13 protein-coding genes are annotated in these 15746 nt (G+C 65.5%); 4 read left to right on the top strand and 9 right to left on the bottom strand.

The window, feature by feature from the left end; genetic code table 11:
* Positions 1-4: 4 nt before the first annotated feature.
* Entirely contained in the window at positions 5-1105 is a 1101-nt protein-coding gene (locus FSV73_RS07755) for a catalase family protein (protein ID WP_145006336.1), read from the bottom strand.
* A gap of 186 nt (positions 1106-1291) precedes the next feature.
* On the opposite strand from FSV73_RS07755, the gene FSV73_RS25540 reads away from it, so the two are divergent.
* Complete coding sequence (locus FSV73_RS25540) at positions 1292-1435, top strand: hypothetical protein (protein ID WP_186309183.1); 144 nt, start codon at positions 1292-1294, stop codon at positions 1433-1435.
* A gap of 128 nt (positions 1436-1563) precedes the next feature.
* Positions 1564-2403, top strand: a complete 840-nt coding sequence (locus tag FSV73_RS07750) for a DUF6502 family protein (RefSeq protein WP_145006333.1) — start codon at positions 1564-1566, stop codon at positions 2401-2403.
* Here the strand turns inward: FSV73_RS07750 and FSV73_RS07745 are convergent.
* The 6 genes from FSV73_RS07745 to FSV73_RS07720 are packed head-to-tail and all read right to left on the bottom strand — an operon-like array spanning position 2400 to position 9902.
* Positions 2400-2840 carry a type IV pilin protein gene (locus tag FSV73_RS07745; RefSeq protein WP_145006330.1) on the bottom strand — a complete coding sequence of 147 codons (441 nt, stop codon included), beginning with the start codon at positions 2838-2840 and terminating at the stop codon, positions 2400-2402. The genes FSV73_RS07750 and FSV73_RS07745 overlap by 4 nt on opposite strands.
* Positions 2841-2859: 19 nt before the next feature.
* Positions 2860-7320, bottom strand: a complete 4461-nt coding sequence (locus FSV73_RS07740; RefSeq protein WP_145006327.1) for a pilus assembly protein — start codon at positions 7318-7320, stop codon at positions 2860-2862.
* Positions 7321-7339: 19 nt separating this feature from the next.
* Positions 7340-7963, bottom strand: coding sequence for a PilX N-terminal domain-containing pilus assembly protein (locus tag FSV73_RS07735; RefSeq protein WP_145006324.1), 624 nt, complete (start codon positions 7961-7963; stop codon positions 7340-7342).
* Entirely contained in the window at positions 7960-8871 is a 912-nt protein-coding gene (locus FSV73_RS07730) for a PilW family protein (RefSeq protein ID WP_145006321.1), read from the bottom strand. Before FSV73_RS07730 ends, FSV73_RS07735 begins: the two co-directional genes overlap by 4 nt.
* Positions 8872-8880: 9 nt before the next feature.
* Positions 8881-9408 carry a type IV pilus modification protein PilV gene (pilV, locus tag FSV73_RS07725; protein WP_260856039.1) on the bottom strand — a complete coding sequence of 176 codons (528 nt, stop codon included), beginning with the start codon at positions 9406-9408 and terminating at the stop codon, positions 8881-8883.
* Complete coding sequence (locus FSV73_RS07720) at positions 9405-9902, bottom strand: GspH/FimT family pseudopilin (RefSeq protein WP_186309182.1); 498 nt, start codon at positions 9900-9902, stop codon at positions 9405-9407. Before FSV73_RS07720 ends, pilV begins: the two co-directional genes overlap by 4 nt.
* A 1207-nt stretch (positions 9903-11109) precedes the next feature.
* On the opposite strand from FSV73_RS07720, the gene FSV73_RS07715 reads away from it, so the two are divergent.
* A complete protein-coding gene (locus FSV73_RS07715) occupies positions 11110-11793 on the top strand; it encodes a class I SAM-dependent methyltransferase (protein WP_145006312.1) in 684 nt (227 codons plus the stop codon).
* 13 nt (positions 11794-11806) lie between these two features.
* On the opposite strand, the gene FSV73_RS07710 is transcribed toward FSV73_RS07715, so the two are convergent.
* Together FSV73_RS07710 and FSV73_RS07705 are read right to left on the bottom strand one after the other, a co-directional pair.
* Positions 11807-12781, bottom strand: a complete 975-nt coding sequence (locus tag FSV73_RS07710; protein WP_145006309.1) for a DUF6515 family protein — start codon at positions 12779-12781, stop codon at positions 11807-11809.
* A 67-nt stretch (positions 12782-12848) separates the two neighbouring features.
* On the bottom strand, positions 12849-13925 hold the full coding sequence (locus FSV73_RS07705) for an aldo/keto reductase (protein ID WP_145006306.1): 1077 nt from the start codon (positions 13923-13925) through the stop codon (positions 12849-12851).
* A gap of 127 nt (positions 13926-14052) precedes the next feature.
* Here FSV73_RS07705 and proP point away from each other — a divergent pair, with 127 nt between their 5' ends.
* Positions 14053-15504, top strand: a complete 1452-nt coding sequence (gene proP / locus FSV73_RS07700) for a glycine betaine/L-proline transporter ProP (RefSeq protein ID WP_145006303.1) — start codon at positions 14053-14055, stop codon at positions 15502-15504.
* Positions 15505-15746 lie beyond the last annotated feature (242 nt).

Here is a 15746-nt window from a genome sequence, read left to right as displayed (position 1 = left end):
GCGATCAGAGTTCCACCGGTCCACGGGGATGGTGCAATGGGCAGCCGTTGCGCTCGCTGCGAAACTGCGACGACATCTCGTAGGCCGGTTGCCGCGATCTCATGATGCCGCCCAGCGGCCGATGCGCCGCCAGGCCATGCCAGGGGCTGAACACCATGCGGTCATCCACCTCGCGCGAGCGGGCCTCGTTCCAGGCCGGCTGCGGCTGGACCTCCAGCCGGGCCACGGTCACGAAGGGCGTCAGCTCCTCCGGCCAGACCACCGAGGCGTCCTCGATGGGGGTCTGCTCGATGTCGACACCCAGTTGCACGCGAATCTCCCAGACGCCGCCCTGCTGGGCGAAGTGGCCATTGACCGCCTCGCGCAGGCCGTCGGGCTTGCCATTGACCTCGACCGGGGCATCGGTCAGGGCGGTCAGCTCGGGCGCCACCGGCACCACGCTGAGCTTGGCGAAATAGGGACCATAGAGAAAGGGCACCATGGTGTAGAAGGTCTCGCCGAGGATATGGGTTTCCGGGTGCCCACCCAGGCTCTTCAGCGTCGGACTCTCGCCACCAAAGGCCTCCACCACCTTCTCGGTGCCGCGCAGCACCGCCGAGGCCACCTTCTTCAGGCCTTCGCCGCGGTCGGTGGTCTTGGCCAGCAGCTTGAGCGTCTTGAGAAAGGTCTTGGGATCCGGCGCGGTGAAGGCCGGGGCGTTCTGCATGACGAAATCCTGGGTCACCTGGCCTTCGCTACGGGGCAGCCGCGCCCCGGGCACGTCGATCAGCTTGAGCGCCAGGCCCCGCGGGGTGGAGACGCTGTCGGGCAGGATGTCCCCCGGATTGGTCGAGAACCTCAGCACCGCCGCGTAGCTGGCTGGGGTGGCGAAGACGCCCTGGGCATAGGCCGGCGGCAGGCCGTCCAGCACCGTCACCCGACCGGTGAGCAGGCCGTGGCTCTTGGCATGGACACTGCGGATGGCGTGGCCGCCGTTGGCATAGGTGGTTTCGGCGATGGATCTCATCGCCTCGACCATCTCGCGGACGGTCTCGGCTTCGTCGTCCGCCACCCGTTCGAAGGCGGGCTGGAACGGCAGCGGGTGGACAGCGGTAGGTGTGGTCATCACGGAATCCTCGGGCGCCGTCGTTCGGGCGAGACGGTCCGCCAGTAGACAGCTATCGCGCTAAGGGCGTTCGGCCGGGCACGGCGCCGCCGACGCAAGGTACAGGCCCCGCCACCGTCGGTAGCCGAGTGGGAACGGCCCCACCCAGACGGGTTCGATATCCCTACCCACCTGAGGAGCGCAACCATGAGCGACACCGACCCGAAGACCTACGACAACCCCAGCAATACCCCGCCGCCCGAGGAATTGCCCTACGCCGACATGGAGCCGGAAGAATTTCCGGACGATCCGGACGTCGCCGGCGCGACCGAGTCGGGTACCCCAGGCTAGGGGCTTCGCCGGCTCCTGCGGACGGTGGCCCGGCCTGCCGTCCGCCCGCTTGGGCGCGCGCGGGTTTGACGGCGCCCCCGGGCTCCCGCGAAGATGGCATGGCGTCTGTCGTGTCGAGTCCTTCCTGCATGCTTTCCACCAAGGTCCCTTTGCTCCTGCGCAGCCTGATCCGTCGGCTGGTGCGTATCGCCATCGCCTCTGGAGTGACCTACCAGACCTTCGACCGGCTGTTGCGCCAGACCTACTTCGAGGTGGCACGCGACTTCGAACCGCTGCGCGACAAACCGAATTCGGATAGCCGCATCTCGGTGCTGACCGGCCTGCCACGCCGCGAAGTCCGCGCCCTGCGCGAAGCCAGCCCAGAGCCTTCGCCAAGCACGCCTAGCCTGGAATGGCAGGTACTCAGCGCCTGGACGTCCCGGCTGGACCTGCTCGACGCCGATGGCAACCTGCGCCCCCTGCCGCGCACCCAGCGACTCGGCGGCGAGCAGAGCTTCGATGCTCTGGTCGCCAGCGTCGGCAGCGACGTCCGCGCCCGTACCGTACTGGACGAATGGCTGCGCAAGGGCTATGCCCGGCTCGACGAGGAGGACCGCGTGGTACTCACGCCCCGTTCGCTGCTGCGCGGTACGGAGAGCCAGGAAGGCGCCGGTCGGCTACTGGCCCACTTCACCGGCGATCTGCTGGCCGGCTTCGAGCGTCTGTATCTACAGGATCGCGCGGCGCCCGACTTCACCTTTCATGTGGTCTACGGCCACGACCTGACCGAGGAATCCGCGCTCAGGCTCTATCACGCCGCCTACGATGAATCCATGCACCTGCTCAACCGCCTCAACCGCCTGGTCGTCGAGCACGAAGCCCAGGACGCCGGCCGGCCCGACGCCACCCAGCGGGTGACGCTGGGCTTCGGCGGCTGCCGCGTCGAGCAGGCGCGGGATGCGGGGCTGGTACAGGGGCGGGAGGATTAGCGCCAGCAGTTGCTGACGGTGGCCGCGTTCGTGGTCGCAGTCTGGCCCGCCGCACCGCGCAGGCCAGTGGAATCCAGCGTCAGCGTCCCGCAGGTGTCGTTTCTCTGGGCGTTTTGGGGTGCCACGCTCAGGCTGTACGTGGTAGCGGTTGGCGTTCCCAGGCTCAGGGCGTAGTAGCCATTCGCCGAATTGACCGTGGTGGCGTTGGCCGTGCTGGTCAGGCCCAGCCGGTTCGGCGTCGCCGTGGCATAGGTGCTGTTCTGCGCGTAGTAGCGCTCCATGCGCGCAGCCGCCTCGCTGAGCAGCGCCATGCCCTCCGAGCGATGGCTACGCAGCACGTACTGCTGGTAGCTCGGATAGGCGATGGCGGCCAGGATACCGACGATGGCGACGGTGATCATCACCTCGATCAGGGTGAAGCCTCGCGTACTGGTCATGCTGCTGTGGTCTCCCCACTCATTGCGGTTGCGGTATCACCCGCCAGGTCTGGCGTCCGGACGTCTGGCCACCCTTGTTAACGGTAGTCGAGATACCGTCCGTGGTGATCAACTGATTGCTGGACAGGGTAGTACCCCCTGCGATCGTGCCGAAACCCGATACGACGGTACCATTCAGGCTGTCCAGACTGTTGACCACGCCATCGCCATTCAGGTCGAAGACATTGAAGCTGGTGCGACCTCCGGATGCCGGATCCACCGCATAGGCCCAGCCGGTAACACCCGAAGAACAGACGTCGGCATTGGGCGTCAGGGTGTTGAACACCAGCGTCTGGCCACTGGCGGTCATCGGATCCACCACACGCTCGCCCAGTGCCTGGTTATTGCTCTGCAGATCGAGATACCAGCCGCTGACCGTCGTCCAGTTCACTGCCGTGTTGCTCAGCACCCGCGCGCTCTTGCCGCTCACGGTGCTCTCGCTGGTGATGGTCTGGCGTTGCAGATTGCTGCGCTTGAGCGCGGTGATGCTCGCGACGGTATTGGGCGTCGAAGCGGTCGAGACGTTCTTGTCCCAGATGCCATAGACGCTCTGCAGGTCCGTCGACGTCTTGTCCTCGGTGGCGAAGTAGCTACCGGTGCCGAACATCACGATGAAGCCGGTACCGGATGGATGCTTGACCACCGACGGCGGCGCCGTGATGGGCTGGATTACGCCATTGGTATCGCTGCTCCGCGCCGTGTACAGCGGCTTACCACCGAAGGCGACGGTGAAGTTGTCGACCGTCGCGGTGGCGGTGAGATCACCATTGTTCAGCAGATCGAAGCGCCAGAGGTTGCCCTTCAGATCACCGCCGTAGACGTAGTCGGCGATACCGTCGGAGTTGACGTCCAGCACCTTGAGATTGAACAGCCCGTTGCTCTGGGTGGCGGTTTCGGCGTCCAGCTTCTTGAGCAGCCTGCCAGTGGCGATGTCGAGGACCAGCAGCGATGCCGTCCCGCCATTGCCGTTGTAGCCATTGCCGGCCAGCACTGCCCATTGGCCGGTGTGCAAGCGTGAGACCAGGGGCGTACCGAAGCTATAGCCCAGGGTCGGCTCGGTCTGGCTGTTGCCACCCGCGTTACTCGCCGCACCGCTGAACTCCCAGAGCAGCTTGATGGCGTCTGGATCGGTGATGTCGAGGGCGAAGATCGAACGACCACCACCACGCAGGGTACCGATGAGCACCTTGTGCCAGGCGCTGCCGAAATAGGCATCGGCGATGACCGGCGAACCATCCACGTAATAGGTGTGCTGCGAAGCGGTCGCGTTGTTGTAGTTCGACTTGGCCAGCAGGTAGAGGTTGGGGATCACCGCCGTGGGCACGAAGGCGAAGGCCTCCTGCCCGGTGGTGGCATTGAAGCCGTGCAGCATGCCGTCGTTGGCCCCCACGTAGACCATCGGCGCCTCGGCGGCCTGGTTGGTCTTGAAGGTGCCATAGTCACCGCCGCTTTCCAGGGCATTGGCCGCACTGGTGAGATACTGAGCACCGTTGGCCAACGCCGGGGCGGAGTTGATGATATCGCCCAGCGGACTCGACCGCTGGCGGTAGGTGGAGGTCGCCAGGCTGTTGTCGCCCTTGAGGAAGTTGACCTTGTTGGTATCCAGATTGGACTGCAGGCTGGTGCCGCCATAGGTGCGCCTGGCAAGCGCGGCATAGGTGAAATCCTGTAACCCGCTGCCAGTGCCGGGAACTGCGGCCATCTTGATGACGCGCGAGCCCCAGCCGGGCAGTTGGGCGCTGGCCTTCCATGCCTGGGTAGTGGTCTTGGTGGCCGTGCCAGAGCTGCTCGAGGTGACCTCGATGGTGCTCTTGGTCAGGTCGCCGCTCCAATAGCTGGCATTCATGCTGGTGGTGTAGGTGTCGTAGCGCGTGGCCGTACCGCTGCTGGTGCTCTGGTAGGGCAGTACCGCCGGGGCCGATACCGAGTTATTGCTCTGCAGGATCTGGTTGAAGGCATTGGACAACTGAGTCTTGAGGGTCGAGGCGTTGGTGACCAGGAAGTAGTTGTCCGGGGTGCCGGACTTGTTGGAGTCCCAGTCACCGGCGACCGGCAAGGGGCTGCTGCTGGAATAGTTGAAGCCGCCCCACTTGGCCGCATACCACAGCGGGTTCTGCAGGTTGGTGACCAAGGAGCTGGACGACGGGGTGAAGGTGCGCGTGGTGGAAGAACCGCCATTCACCACCACGCTGTTGCTCTTGCGGCCGGGCAACGCCGGGCAGGCATTGGCATTGCTCACGCAGGCGCCCGGCAATCTGCCGGGTGGCGTATCCAGGGGATTATGCTGGTTGCCGCTGGTGGACGACGTGCCGCCGCCAGTCACCTCCAGGTAGATGCCATCGGCATTGGTGCCCGACATGGTGTAGCCCATGTGGGAGTCGTTGCCCGACACCGAATACTGGGTGTCGCTGGTGACCGTGACGGTACCGTCGGCATTGGCCGCCAGGGTGTAGAGGACGATGGCGTCCATATCGTAGTCGCCACCCTGGGCGGCGTCGTCGTAGACCACGCGGAAGCTGATCAGCGGCCGACCGTTGTTCTTGGTGCTATCCACCGTCATGCCACTGAGATTGGCCATGGTATCGACGTAGAAGCCGGTGATCTGCTCCGTGGCCTGGTAGCTGGAGCCCTGGCTGGTCACCTTGCCGAAGGGTACCAGGGTCAGGGTACCCCGGCTGGTGGTCATCTGGATGCGTGGCTGGGTCGAGGACAGGGCGACGGCGAAGGTCTTCAGCCGCTGGCCACTGGTGGTCAGGGCGGTCTTGTTACCGTAGTAGGCAACGCTGGCGAGGTTGTAGCTGCCCTGCCGGGTCGGTTCGTCGGGCAGGCCGCGGAACAGGCCGAAACTGCTCGTCGGCTTGGCCGTGGGCGCGTAGTCGGTGGTGCTGCCCGCCACCTCGCCGATGTTGATGCTGCGGCTGCCACCCAGCTCGTTGTCCCAGATGGTCTGGCCCAGGGTGCGGGCGCTGAAATCATTGGGATCCCTGATACCGGCAGGGACCGACGTCGCCGTGAAGGCACTGTCCGGCAGATCCGAGTCGTAGCTCGGATTCACATCGCTGAGCAACGTCTGGAAGGGCTTGGAGCACGAAGGATAGGTGCTGTAGGGATTGCTCCAGCTGGTCACCGCCGGCAGGCCCAGGCTGCTGTCCACCGAACCCGAGGCATAGCCGGAGGTAGGGGTGGTGGCACCGCTAAAGTAGCGCAACACCTCGTAGGACATCTCCGCCAGCGGATTGCCGTAGTTGTAGCACTTGCCATTGGCCAGGTCGTTGCCGGGCGTTCCCCAGCCCGAGCAGGCGCCGTCCTGGTAATACTGGATGCCGTCGAGCGTGGCGATGATGCCCTGCTTGGTGTAGGTCGTGGTGTTGCCGGAGGTGCTGGCGACACCGAAGATCCCGGTATTGGCATCCACCTCGTTGGCGAAGGAGCTGATGGCCTTGCGCAGGGCGCCCCCTTGCAGGTTGTTATTGTAGGTGCCGGTCAACAGCCCGAAGTACATCTGGTTGCCTTCGCCATAGTCGTGCAGCAGCCCGGTCGGCTTGTACTGGCCATTGGGATAGGCCTTGCAGTTGCTCTCCAGCAGTCCACTGACGCAGGCCTGGACACGGACATTGAAGCTGTAGACGTTGCGGCCGGACGTGCTGGTCAGGGTTCCCGACGGACTGGTCGGCGTCAGGCTCACATCCGAGAAGGAAGTGGTGGTGGCGGTGTTCTGCCCCTGGACCGACTCGCGTGACACCCAGCCCCAGATCCGCGTGTCGGTGGTACTGGGGATGACCCTCAGGCTCGGTTGATTGTTGTAGGTGGTGTTGGCAAACAGCACGTAGGTGCTGGCGCTGCCTGGCGTGCTGATGGGCGCGTAGTCGGAAATGTTGTAGCCGTTCCCACGGTTGTACTCCTTGCCCCAGGAGTGCGCATCGGCCGGTACGTTGCCGCGCGCCAGTACGGTGCTGGTCGCGGTATCGGTCGAGCGATAGCCGCCATAGAGCACCTTGCGCAGGGCATCCATCCGCGAGGTTGTCAGGTAGTTGAGGAAATCACCGCTCCAGGGGGCATCGCTGTTACCGGTCCCGCACTTCTTCGGGGTACCGGTCGTGGGGGTGCCGGCAATCGCCGTACCCGCCTCCTGGGGGACGAAATAGCCGTTGGCCGTATCGTAGCTGTAGCATTTACCGGAATCGAAATAGCCCGTGTAGTCGATGACCGCCGGCTTGTAGTAGATGTCCAGCACCCCGTCGCCGTCCAGATCCGCCGCGTCGTTGTAGGCCGGGGCATAGAGCTTGTGGTCACGCTCCACCACCAGCATGTTCAGCGGCGGCACCGCGCTGTTGACGAAGAGCGGCGTCTGGGTGGGAAAGTTGGTGGCGGCCTGGGCGCTGAAGGCCAGGGCGAGCAGTTGCAGTGGCAACAGGGAATAGCGGCGACCACGAGCGTTCATGGATAGCGTCTCCGGTCGATCAGAAGGATTTCGCCATGACGGATCTCAGGGTGATCCGTTGGCCGTCTTGTGAACTCGCGCAGCCCGCACCGGCGCAGCTATCGACCTCGTAGTAGCGGGTACCGCACCCCGTCAGGGCGCAGTTGTTTTCGCTACCGGTATCGAGCGGGCCCAGATCGACCACGTACCAGCGGGCATTGGGCGTTTCCGCCGTGATGCCGGTATTCAGGATGTTGTAGCCGTCCAGCGCGGCACTGGGGTCGCCGTTGCGGAACAGCGGCGTCATATAGCCCAGGGGCACGCTGCGATTGCCGATCGTCTCACTACCCAGGGCAGCACCCGCGGTGTTCAGATAGGCGTTGTTGCGCAGTTGATAGGGCATGCAGAAGGTCAGGCTGCAGGCACTCGACAGATCCGGGGCGACGACGGCCTTGCCGACCACGCCCTCGCCCGCCCTCAGGGCGGTCTCCGCGGCACTCTGCAGGGTGCGCTGCTGCTTGATGTTACCCATCACCCGCGACTCCAGGGTGACGCCACGCAGGCTGGTCAGCGCCAGGATCGTCAGCAACAGCAGCAGGACCAGCGCGATCAACAACGACGCGCCGCGTTGTCGGTGTCCGGGCAGGCGTCGATAGGCGGTCATGGCATCAGATTCCTGAGCGTGATGGTGTCCTGGGCGATCTGGTAGAGGTAGGCGTTGCCAGTGAAGGTGGTGGCGTAGAGCTGATTCCACTGGCCCAGGACCGGCGGTGTATCGGTGCTGTCCCTCAAGCCCTGGCCGGTCGACTGCATCAACGCCGAGTAGCGCACGGCGCGGATCAGGTTGGCCGTACTGACGGACGGCGTGAGGGTATAGGAAGAAACGTTTTTCTCCGTACCCACGCCATAGTCGAAGCGCAGATCCCGGACGCCACCGATCAGCTGCGCGGTACCGGTATCACCGTTGACCCGGGTGCAGACCCCATTGCCGCAGGCCAGCAGATTGCTGGCACAGACCAGGGCACCAGGACGCTCGCTGGCCGCGCCCGTGGTGAAGTTGCTATCCGCGGCCAGGGAAAAACGCTCGACGACCACCGCGTTCTGGCTGGTGGTCGAGTATTCATAGGGCGCATCGGCATTGTTGGCCAGGGTGGTCGACTGGGCGCTGAGCACCTGGCCGCGACAATCGGTTTCGCGCGCGTCGCGCGCCTGATAGCGGATACAGATACTGGTGGCATCGCCGATCACCGCCGCGCCCGCCGCGAAGTTGCAACCGAGGGCGTTGCCGGCCGTCGTGCTACCGCTGTCGGCCGGGAAATCCTGGGTGACCGCAATGTCCGGCCGGCGCCGATAGCCCGCCTTGGCCAGCTCCTGGCTGAGCAAGGCCAGGGCGAAGCGACCATTTTCCTGGTTGAGCTCCTGGCTCTGCTGGAACAGGTAGGTTTTCTTGTTGTTGATGTAGAGCTGGGTGACGCCCAGGATCAGAAAGCTGCTGATCGCCAGGGCCACCATCAGCTCGACGATGGAGAGTCCCCGTTGCCGGGCCGATAAGGTCACGAAGCGGTTGAGCATGAGCGGCCTTCAGAGTCGGGTTCGCAGACGGTAGGTGCAGATGGAAGCGGTACCGTTTCCGGTCGGGGTCCCGGCATCCAGGCAACTGTCGAGCGGCGCGGTCCAGGCTACCTGGATCTCCAGGTAGTCGCCGCCGCTACAGGACGAGGCTGCCCCCGTGGGACCCGGGGTCGCGTTCTGGCACACATAGAAAGAATTGGTCAGCAGGTCCGTTGCCCCGGGCAGCACGGCGCTGGCCTGGGCCGCCCAGCAGGCGAGCTGGTCGGCTGCCGCGGTCGGTGTCGGCCGGCAGCTGGCGGGAGCACTGGCGAAGGCGCTACCGGGCGCCTTGAGGTAGCTGGCGACCGCCCCGGGGTTGGCGCGAACGAGTTCGAGGAGATCGTTGGCCAACATCATGGCGCTGTTGCGCTGTACCGAGTCCTGGGTAAAGGGCACCGCCTTGCTCTGGAGCGCGGCAACGCCCAGCAGGCCGACGCAGATCAGCACGACGCTGACCAACACCTCGATCATGCTGAAGCCCTGCGCGCGACGCCTCACGAACACTCCCCCGTCTGCGGCCGATCCGCGGAAGGCTGGGTGATGCGTCCGGTCACGCTGACGCCGACGAAGCGGCATTGCCCTGACTGGTCGCTGGCGCAGAGGGTGAAGCACTGACTGGTCGTGGCCCCACTGGTACCGGTCGCACCGAAGCTCGCCTGAGCGGCGCCGGAACTCACCGTCACGCCGCTCTGCAGCCCACCGGCGTCGATGCGCCTGAGTGTCTTACCTGCAGCCGAAAGGGTGAAGCCGGCATTCCAGTCGGTGGCACTGCTGGCGGTCAAGGTGACGGTCACGCCGCGGGTGATGGCCTCGCCACGGGCATATTGCAGCACCCCTGCCAGTTCATCGGCAGCGGCCTGGACCCGATTGGAGCGAATCAGACTGGCGAAGTTGGGAGCGGCCATGGCCAGGAAAATGCCCAGCAAGGCCACTACCACCAACATCTCGATCAGGGTGAAGCCTTGGATCGGACGGAACGACGATCTTTTCATGAACGGAGTACCCAGGCGAAGAGCGCAAGCTCGGAATCCCATTCCGCAGCGAGACAGCGCTCAGTCATCGTCCTTGAGCATTCAGACAACAGCGTAGCGACCCGCAGCAGCGAGCTCGGGCGCGTTCCGCTAACGTAATGCCCCTACCATGCTGCGTCCAAGGCGGACGCAAGTCAGCCAACGCGTGATGGTCGGCCCCTAAAGCATGATGATCGGTGTGCTGGCCGCGCCTTGTATCCGGCTGGACAACTCAGCCAGCGCCCGACTCGCCACCGGAGGGCAACACCCGATGGCGGACGGCGCTCCTGCCATGGCCTGCAAGGCCACGTCAGCAGGCTCACCACCGGGCGCCATACTCCGCGGTCGAGGGCAGCGCCCTGCAGGGTCGCCTCGGGCAACACAGCCTTGATTCTTAGCCTTAAGGTAAGAGTAAAGCCCGCAGCCTTCTTTACGCCTAGTCTGCCTTGTGTCCAGCGGAATAGCGGCCATGCTGCGCCAGGGCCGGCCAGAAGTCAGCCATGGCAGGATATGCGGCGGTCTGGACGGGATGACTGGACGCTGCCGTGCAGCGGCTATCCGCGGATGACGGAGCCCAGGGATTTGCTTGGAAAAGGTAAATAAAGCCAGCTATCCATTGGCCTTGCCCCAGCCCGCTGCGCGGTGATTCGCCGACGGCGGCAACCCGACCCTGCCTCACGGCTCCGTTCTCCCTTGCCAAGCCACCTCAAGGCGTCCTGCCTGCCGCGTGTGGGCGATACGCCCAGAGGCCTCTCGGCGCGCCGAGTGTGGTCAATCGCCAACTCCATCGTTATCGAACAGCCGCGCTCCGGCTGCGCTCAATATAAAACTTGATTGAACGAACAATAAAACCAATAACACTTAGTTTTTAATTGAAAGAACGAACAATCAAAAAACAATGACAGACATCAACTTCTCATTCATGGAAAACGACAGTCGTTACAACTAGCCAAACACTTGGCAATTGTTTTAAAAGAAAGCCATCCCTGGGTCCGTATCTGCCCCACCCGGCTCGCAGCCCTGAACAACCGGGGGCTGCGGCGGGCTACCCGGCCTGACCAAGCAGCCCCGACGAAATAGCGAAACGGATGCCATCGCGCTAATCGCCTTTACTGTTCACTCACGAGCACCGCGCCAAGTGAAGGCTCTACTGCCTCAGCTTTCATCTACCGATAATGACAAGGCCGCTATGCACGACTCGAAGAAAATCGATTATTCGCTGAATACCGCCGAAACCTCCGCGCCCCATTCCGCCCTGGACAATGCCGCCATCATTTCCGCCTACCGGCGCTGGGCCAATGTCTATGATCGGGTGTTCGGAGGCGTCTCGGCGCCCGGACGCAAGCGGGCGGTGGCGGCGGTCAATGCCCTGGCCGGCACCCGGGTGCTGGAGGTCGGCGTGGGCACGGGCCTCGCCCTCCCCCATTACGGCGCGGACAAGCGGGTCACCGGGATCGACCTGTCCCCGGACATGCTGGCCAAGGCCCGGGAGCGTGTCGCCCGCGACGACATCACCACCGTGGAAGCCCTGCTCGAAGCCAATGCCGAGGACACCGGCTTGCCCACCGGCTCCTTCGATATCGCCGTGGCCATGTTCGTGGCCTCCGTGGTGCCCAATCCGCGCAAGCTGATGCAGGAGATGCGACGCGTGGTGAAGCCGGGCGGCCACCTGCTGCTGGTCAATCACTTCCAGGCCGACCAAGGCCTGCGCCTGCTGGCGGAAAAGGCCCTGGCGCCGGCATCGCGCAAGCTGGGCTGGCATCCGGACTTCGCCATGGCCTCCATCCTCTCCCGCGATGACCTGCGCCGCGCCAGTCGCAGCAGCGTGCCGCCCTTCGGGCTCTTCACCCTGGTGCAGCTGACCAACGAGTAGCGCTGGCGCCGCCCTACTCCACCCGATACCCGCGCCCTGCCAGGCAAGCGGCCAGGGCCTGGCGGAAGCGCTGGCTGAGGTAGGGATCGGCGACCGTTCCGGGTCGCTCGGGATCGAAGCCCGAGCTGCCGGCGGCGTAACGACGACAGTCGTATCTGTCCTGGGCGTAGCGCTCCGGCGGCTGCCCCTGCAGCGGATAGGCGGTGACGTCATAGGCGTCGTAGCCGCCCCCAGCGGGCGCGGCGGAGGTGGTCGGTACCGCGGCGACGGTGGGATCGGCGACGGTGACGAAACCGCCACCCGGATCGGTGCGGTAGTAGCTGCCCGCAGCGAAGTAATAGGTGGTGCCGCCCATCCACAGCGTCTCGGCGAAGGCCGGCAGGACGCTGACCCGCACACCGGTGGGCGGCAGCGTCACCACATAGCGCGGGCCCTGGGGGCGATACCAGTAGCCGTCGGCATAGTAGTACTGGCTATCCCGGTACCAGATGCGCGTGAAGCCGGCGGGCACCCCGGGTACCTCGAAACCGGGGCGCCATTGCGGATGGGCACCCCAGCCCGGCCGTACATTCGACCAGCGCGAATCCTGATCGGGACCCGGCCGCGGATAGCCGCGATCCGGCTGACCGGGCGGCGGCATGCCGTAGCCCGGACGGGGCGGCGGGACGGGGCGGTCCTGCCAGGCCGGCTGGTTGCCGGGTTGCGGCGGACGGTCGTTGCGTTCCCAACGGTCCAGGGCCGGGCCGTTGCCCCGCCCTGGCGCCTCGCCACGCCCGGGAGGCCCGCCATTCCAACTACCCGGGCCACCGCCCTGCCAGCCTCTGCCAGGCGCGGACGGCGGCGCTGGGGCCGGTGGTGGTGCGCTGCCGGCGGGCGGCGTCGTGTAGCCGCCGCCCAGGCGCATGTCGCCATCGGCCCAGGCGGGGGTGGTGCTACCCAGCGCGAGGCCGAGCAGGGCGAGCGCGAACAGGACGGCAGGCGATTTCATCGCGCGGTTCCTCGAGGAAGAGCGCCCAGATTACCTCAAGCCGAGGCCCCGACCGTCATCCGCCGGACTACTTGTCGCGGCGCCGTTCCAGGGTCTGGCGCTGCTCGGCCAGGAACGGCTGCTCGGCCGGGTCCAGCCGATCCATCCCGGCGACGATGCGGTGCCAGTAGGGATACAGCGGCTCGCGGCGGGTCGCCGCCTCGATCTGCGCGGACTCCTCGGCGGTCAGCACCAGCTCCATGGCCGCCAGGTTGTCGTGCAGCTGGGCTTCGTTGCGCGCGCCGACGATCAGGCCGGTGATGCCCGGCCGGTCCTTGAGCCAGGCCAGGCAGACCTGGGCCACCGAGACGCCATGGGCATCGCCCACCGCCGCCAGGGTCTCGATGATGTCCAGGGCGCGCTCGGAATCGTGCACATAGGGCTCGGGCCAGCCGCTGCCCTGGCGGGTGTCCTTGGGCGCCGGCTTGCCGCGCCGGGTCGAGCCGGTCAACAGGCCTTCGCCCATGGGACCCCAGACCAGGGTGCCGATGTCCTGGTCGAGCGCCAGCGGCAGCAGCTCGTACTCCGCCTCGCGGGATTCCGGGGTGTAGTAGATCTGCTGGCTGACCGGTTTGCTGAAGCCATGCAGCTCGGCCTTGCCGAGGGTCTTCATCATCTGCCAGCCAGTGTAGTTGCTGGTGCCGAAGTAACGCACCTTGCCGCTCTGCACCAGCTGCGTCATGGCTTCCAGCGTCTCTTCGATGGGGGTGACGCCGTCCCAGTTGTGCAGCTGGTAGAGATCCAGGTGGTCGGTGCCCAGGCGGCGCAGGCTGTTCTCGCAGGCACGGATCAGGTGGTAGCGCGAGGCGCCGCTGTCGTTGGGATCGTCGCTCATGGCGCTGCGCCCCTTGGACGCCAGCAGGATGCTGTCGCGCTTGTCGCCCAGCGCCTGGCCGACGAGCTCCTCGGCCAGGCCATAGGAATAGAGGTCGGCGGTATCCACCAGGTTGACGCCGGCCTCGAAGGCGATGTCGAACAGCCGGCGCAGGGTGCGCAGGTCGATGCCGCCGCACTTCTCGAAGCCCTCGCGACCGCCCACCTGCAGGGTGCCGAGGGCGAGTTGGGAAACCAGCAGGCCGGAATGGCCGAGCGGACGATAGTGCATGGTGCCTCCACGGATTTTTCGTAACCAAGGGGTCGACTCCAGGCGCGGCGGGCAAGTTTCAACCGCACAGGAATCGCACTTACAGCGGGTTGCTCGGGTCTATGGCCCCACGCAAGGAGGAAAACACATGTCGAAACACCATCATCACGTCGGCTGGTTCAAGCGTCGTCACGAGGTTAAGCCGGACGACCTCACCATCGTGGACAATTCCCTGGTCAAGCGCGCCGTCGGCGCCGCCGCCCTGGGCAACGCCATGGAATGGTTCGACTTCGGCGTCTATGGCTACCTGGCCGTGACCCTGGGCAAGGTCTTCTTCCCCGATGGCAATGCCGCGGCCCAGCTGATCGCCACCTTCGCCACCTTTACCGTGGCCTTCCTGGTGCGCCCGCTCGGCGGCATCGTGTTCGGCCCGCTGGGCGACAAATACGGCCGCCAGAAGATCCTGGCGCTCACCATGATCATGATGGCCCTGGGCACCTTCAGCATCGGCCTGATCCCCAGCTACGAGAGCATCGGCATCTGGGCGCCGGCCCTGCTGCTGCTCGCCCGGGTGGTGCAGGGCTTCTCCACCGGCGGTGAATACGGGGGGGCGGCGACCTTCATCGCCGAATACGCCACCGACAAGACCCGCGGGCGCATGGGCAGCTGGCTGGAGTTCGGTACCCTGGCCGGCTACATCGCCGGGGCCGGGACGGTCACCGCCCTTACCGCGGCGCTGACCCAGGAACAGTTGCTGGACTGGGGCTGGCGGGTGCCCTTCTTCATCGCCGGGCCACTCGGCCTGCTCGGTCTCTACATGCGCCTGAAACTGGAAGAAACGCCGGCGTTCAAGGCCCATGCCGAGGCCAACGAAGGCAAGGCGGCGGACAGCCCGGCGCACAGCCTGCGCGAGCTGTTCACCCTGCACCGCGTGGCCTTGCTCAAGTGCATCGGCCTGGTGCTGGTGTTCAACGTCACCGACTACATGCTGCTGACCTACATGCCCAGCTACCTGGCCGTGACCATGGGTTATGCCGAGACCAAGGGCCTGCTGCTGATCCTCATCGTCATGGTGGTGATGATGCCGCTCAACATCCTCGGTGGTTTCTTCAGCGACCACCTGGGCCGCAAGCCGATGATCATCGGTGCCTGCCTGGCGATCCTGGTCCTGGCGATCCCCTGCCTCAAGCTGATCGGCAGCGGCGAGGACTGGCTGATCTTCCTCGGCCTGATGCTGCTGGGCATCGCCCTGGCCTGCTTCACCAGCACCATGCCCTCGACCCTGCCGGCGCTGTTCTACACCCCGATCCGCTATAGCGCCCTGTCCATCGCCTTCAACATCTCAGTGTCGCTGTTCGGCGGAACCACCCCGCTGGTCACCGCCTGGCTGGTGGAGAAGACCGGTGACCCGCTGGTGCCGGCCTACTACCTGATGGTCGCCGCGGTGATCGGCATCCTGACCATGCTCACCGTGCGCGAGACCGCCGGCAAACCCCTGCGCGGCTCGCCACCCTCGGTGGCCAGCGAAGAGGAGGCCAAGGAGTTCCTCGCCAGCGACGCGCCGCTGACCGTGGACAAGCAACCGCCGGGGCAGGCCTGAGCCTCGCGGCCGCTCCATACTGGCCGTCGTAGGTTGGGTTGAGCGCAGCGAAGCCCAACAGCGCCCTGGGGCCAGCAATGTTGGGCTTCGACGATAGCGCCGTCTCAGCCCAACCTACGGTCTATCGCCATGGCCGCGATGCTCTTCCCCCGAACAAACCTCCCCCAACCGCCCCCTCTCCTTCAGGGAGAGGGCCGGGGTGAGGGCCCGCCACACACCAAAACCTCCACCCAAAAGAAAAG

It is taken from the genome of Pseudomonas oryzihabitans (genome assembly GCF_007665395.1).
Taxonomy (GTDB): Bacteria; Pseudomonadota; Gammaproteobacteria; order Pseudomonadales; family Pseudomonadaceae; genus Chryseomonas; species Chryseomonas psychrotolerans_C.
Note: the sequence above shows the minus strand (reverse complement) of the source record. Positions and strands in the feature narration are given on the sequence as shown.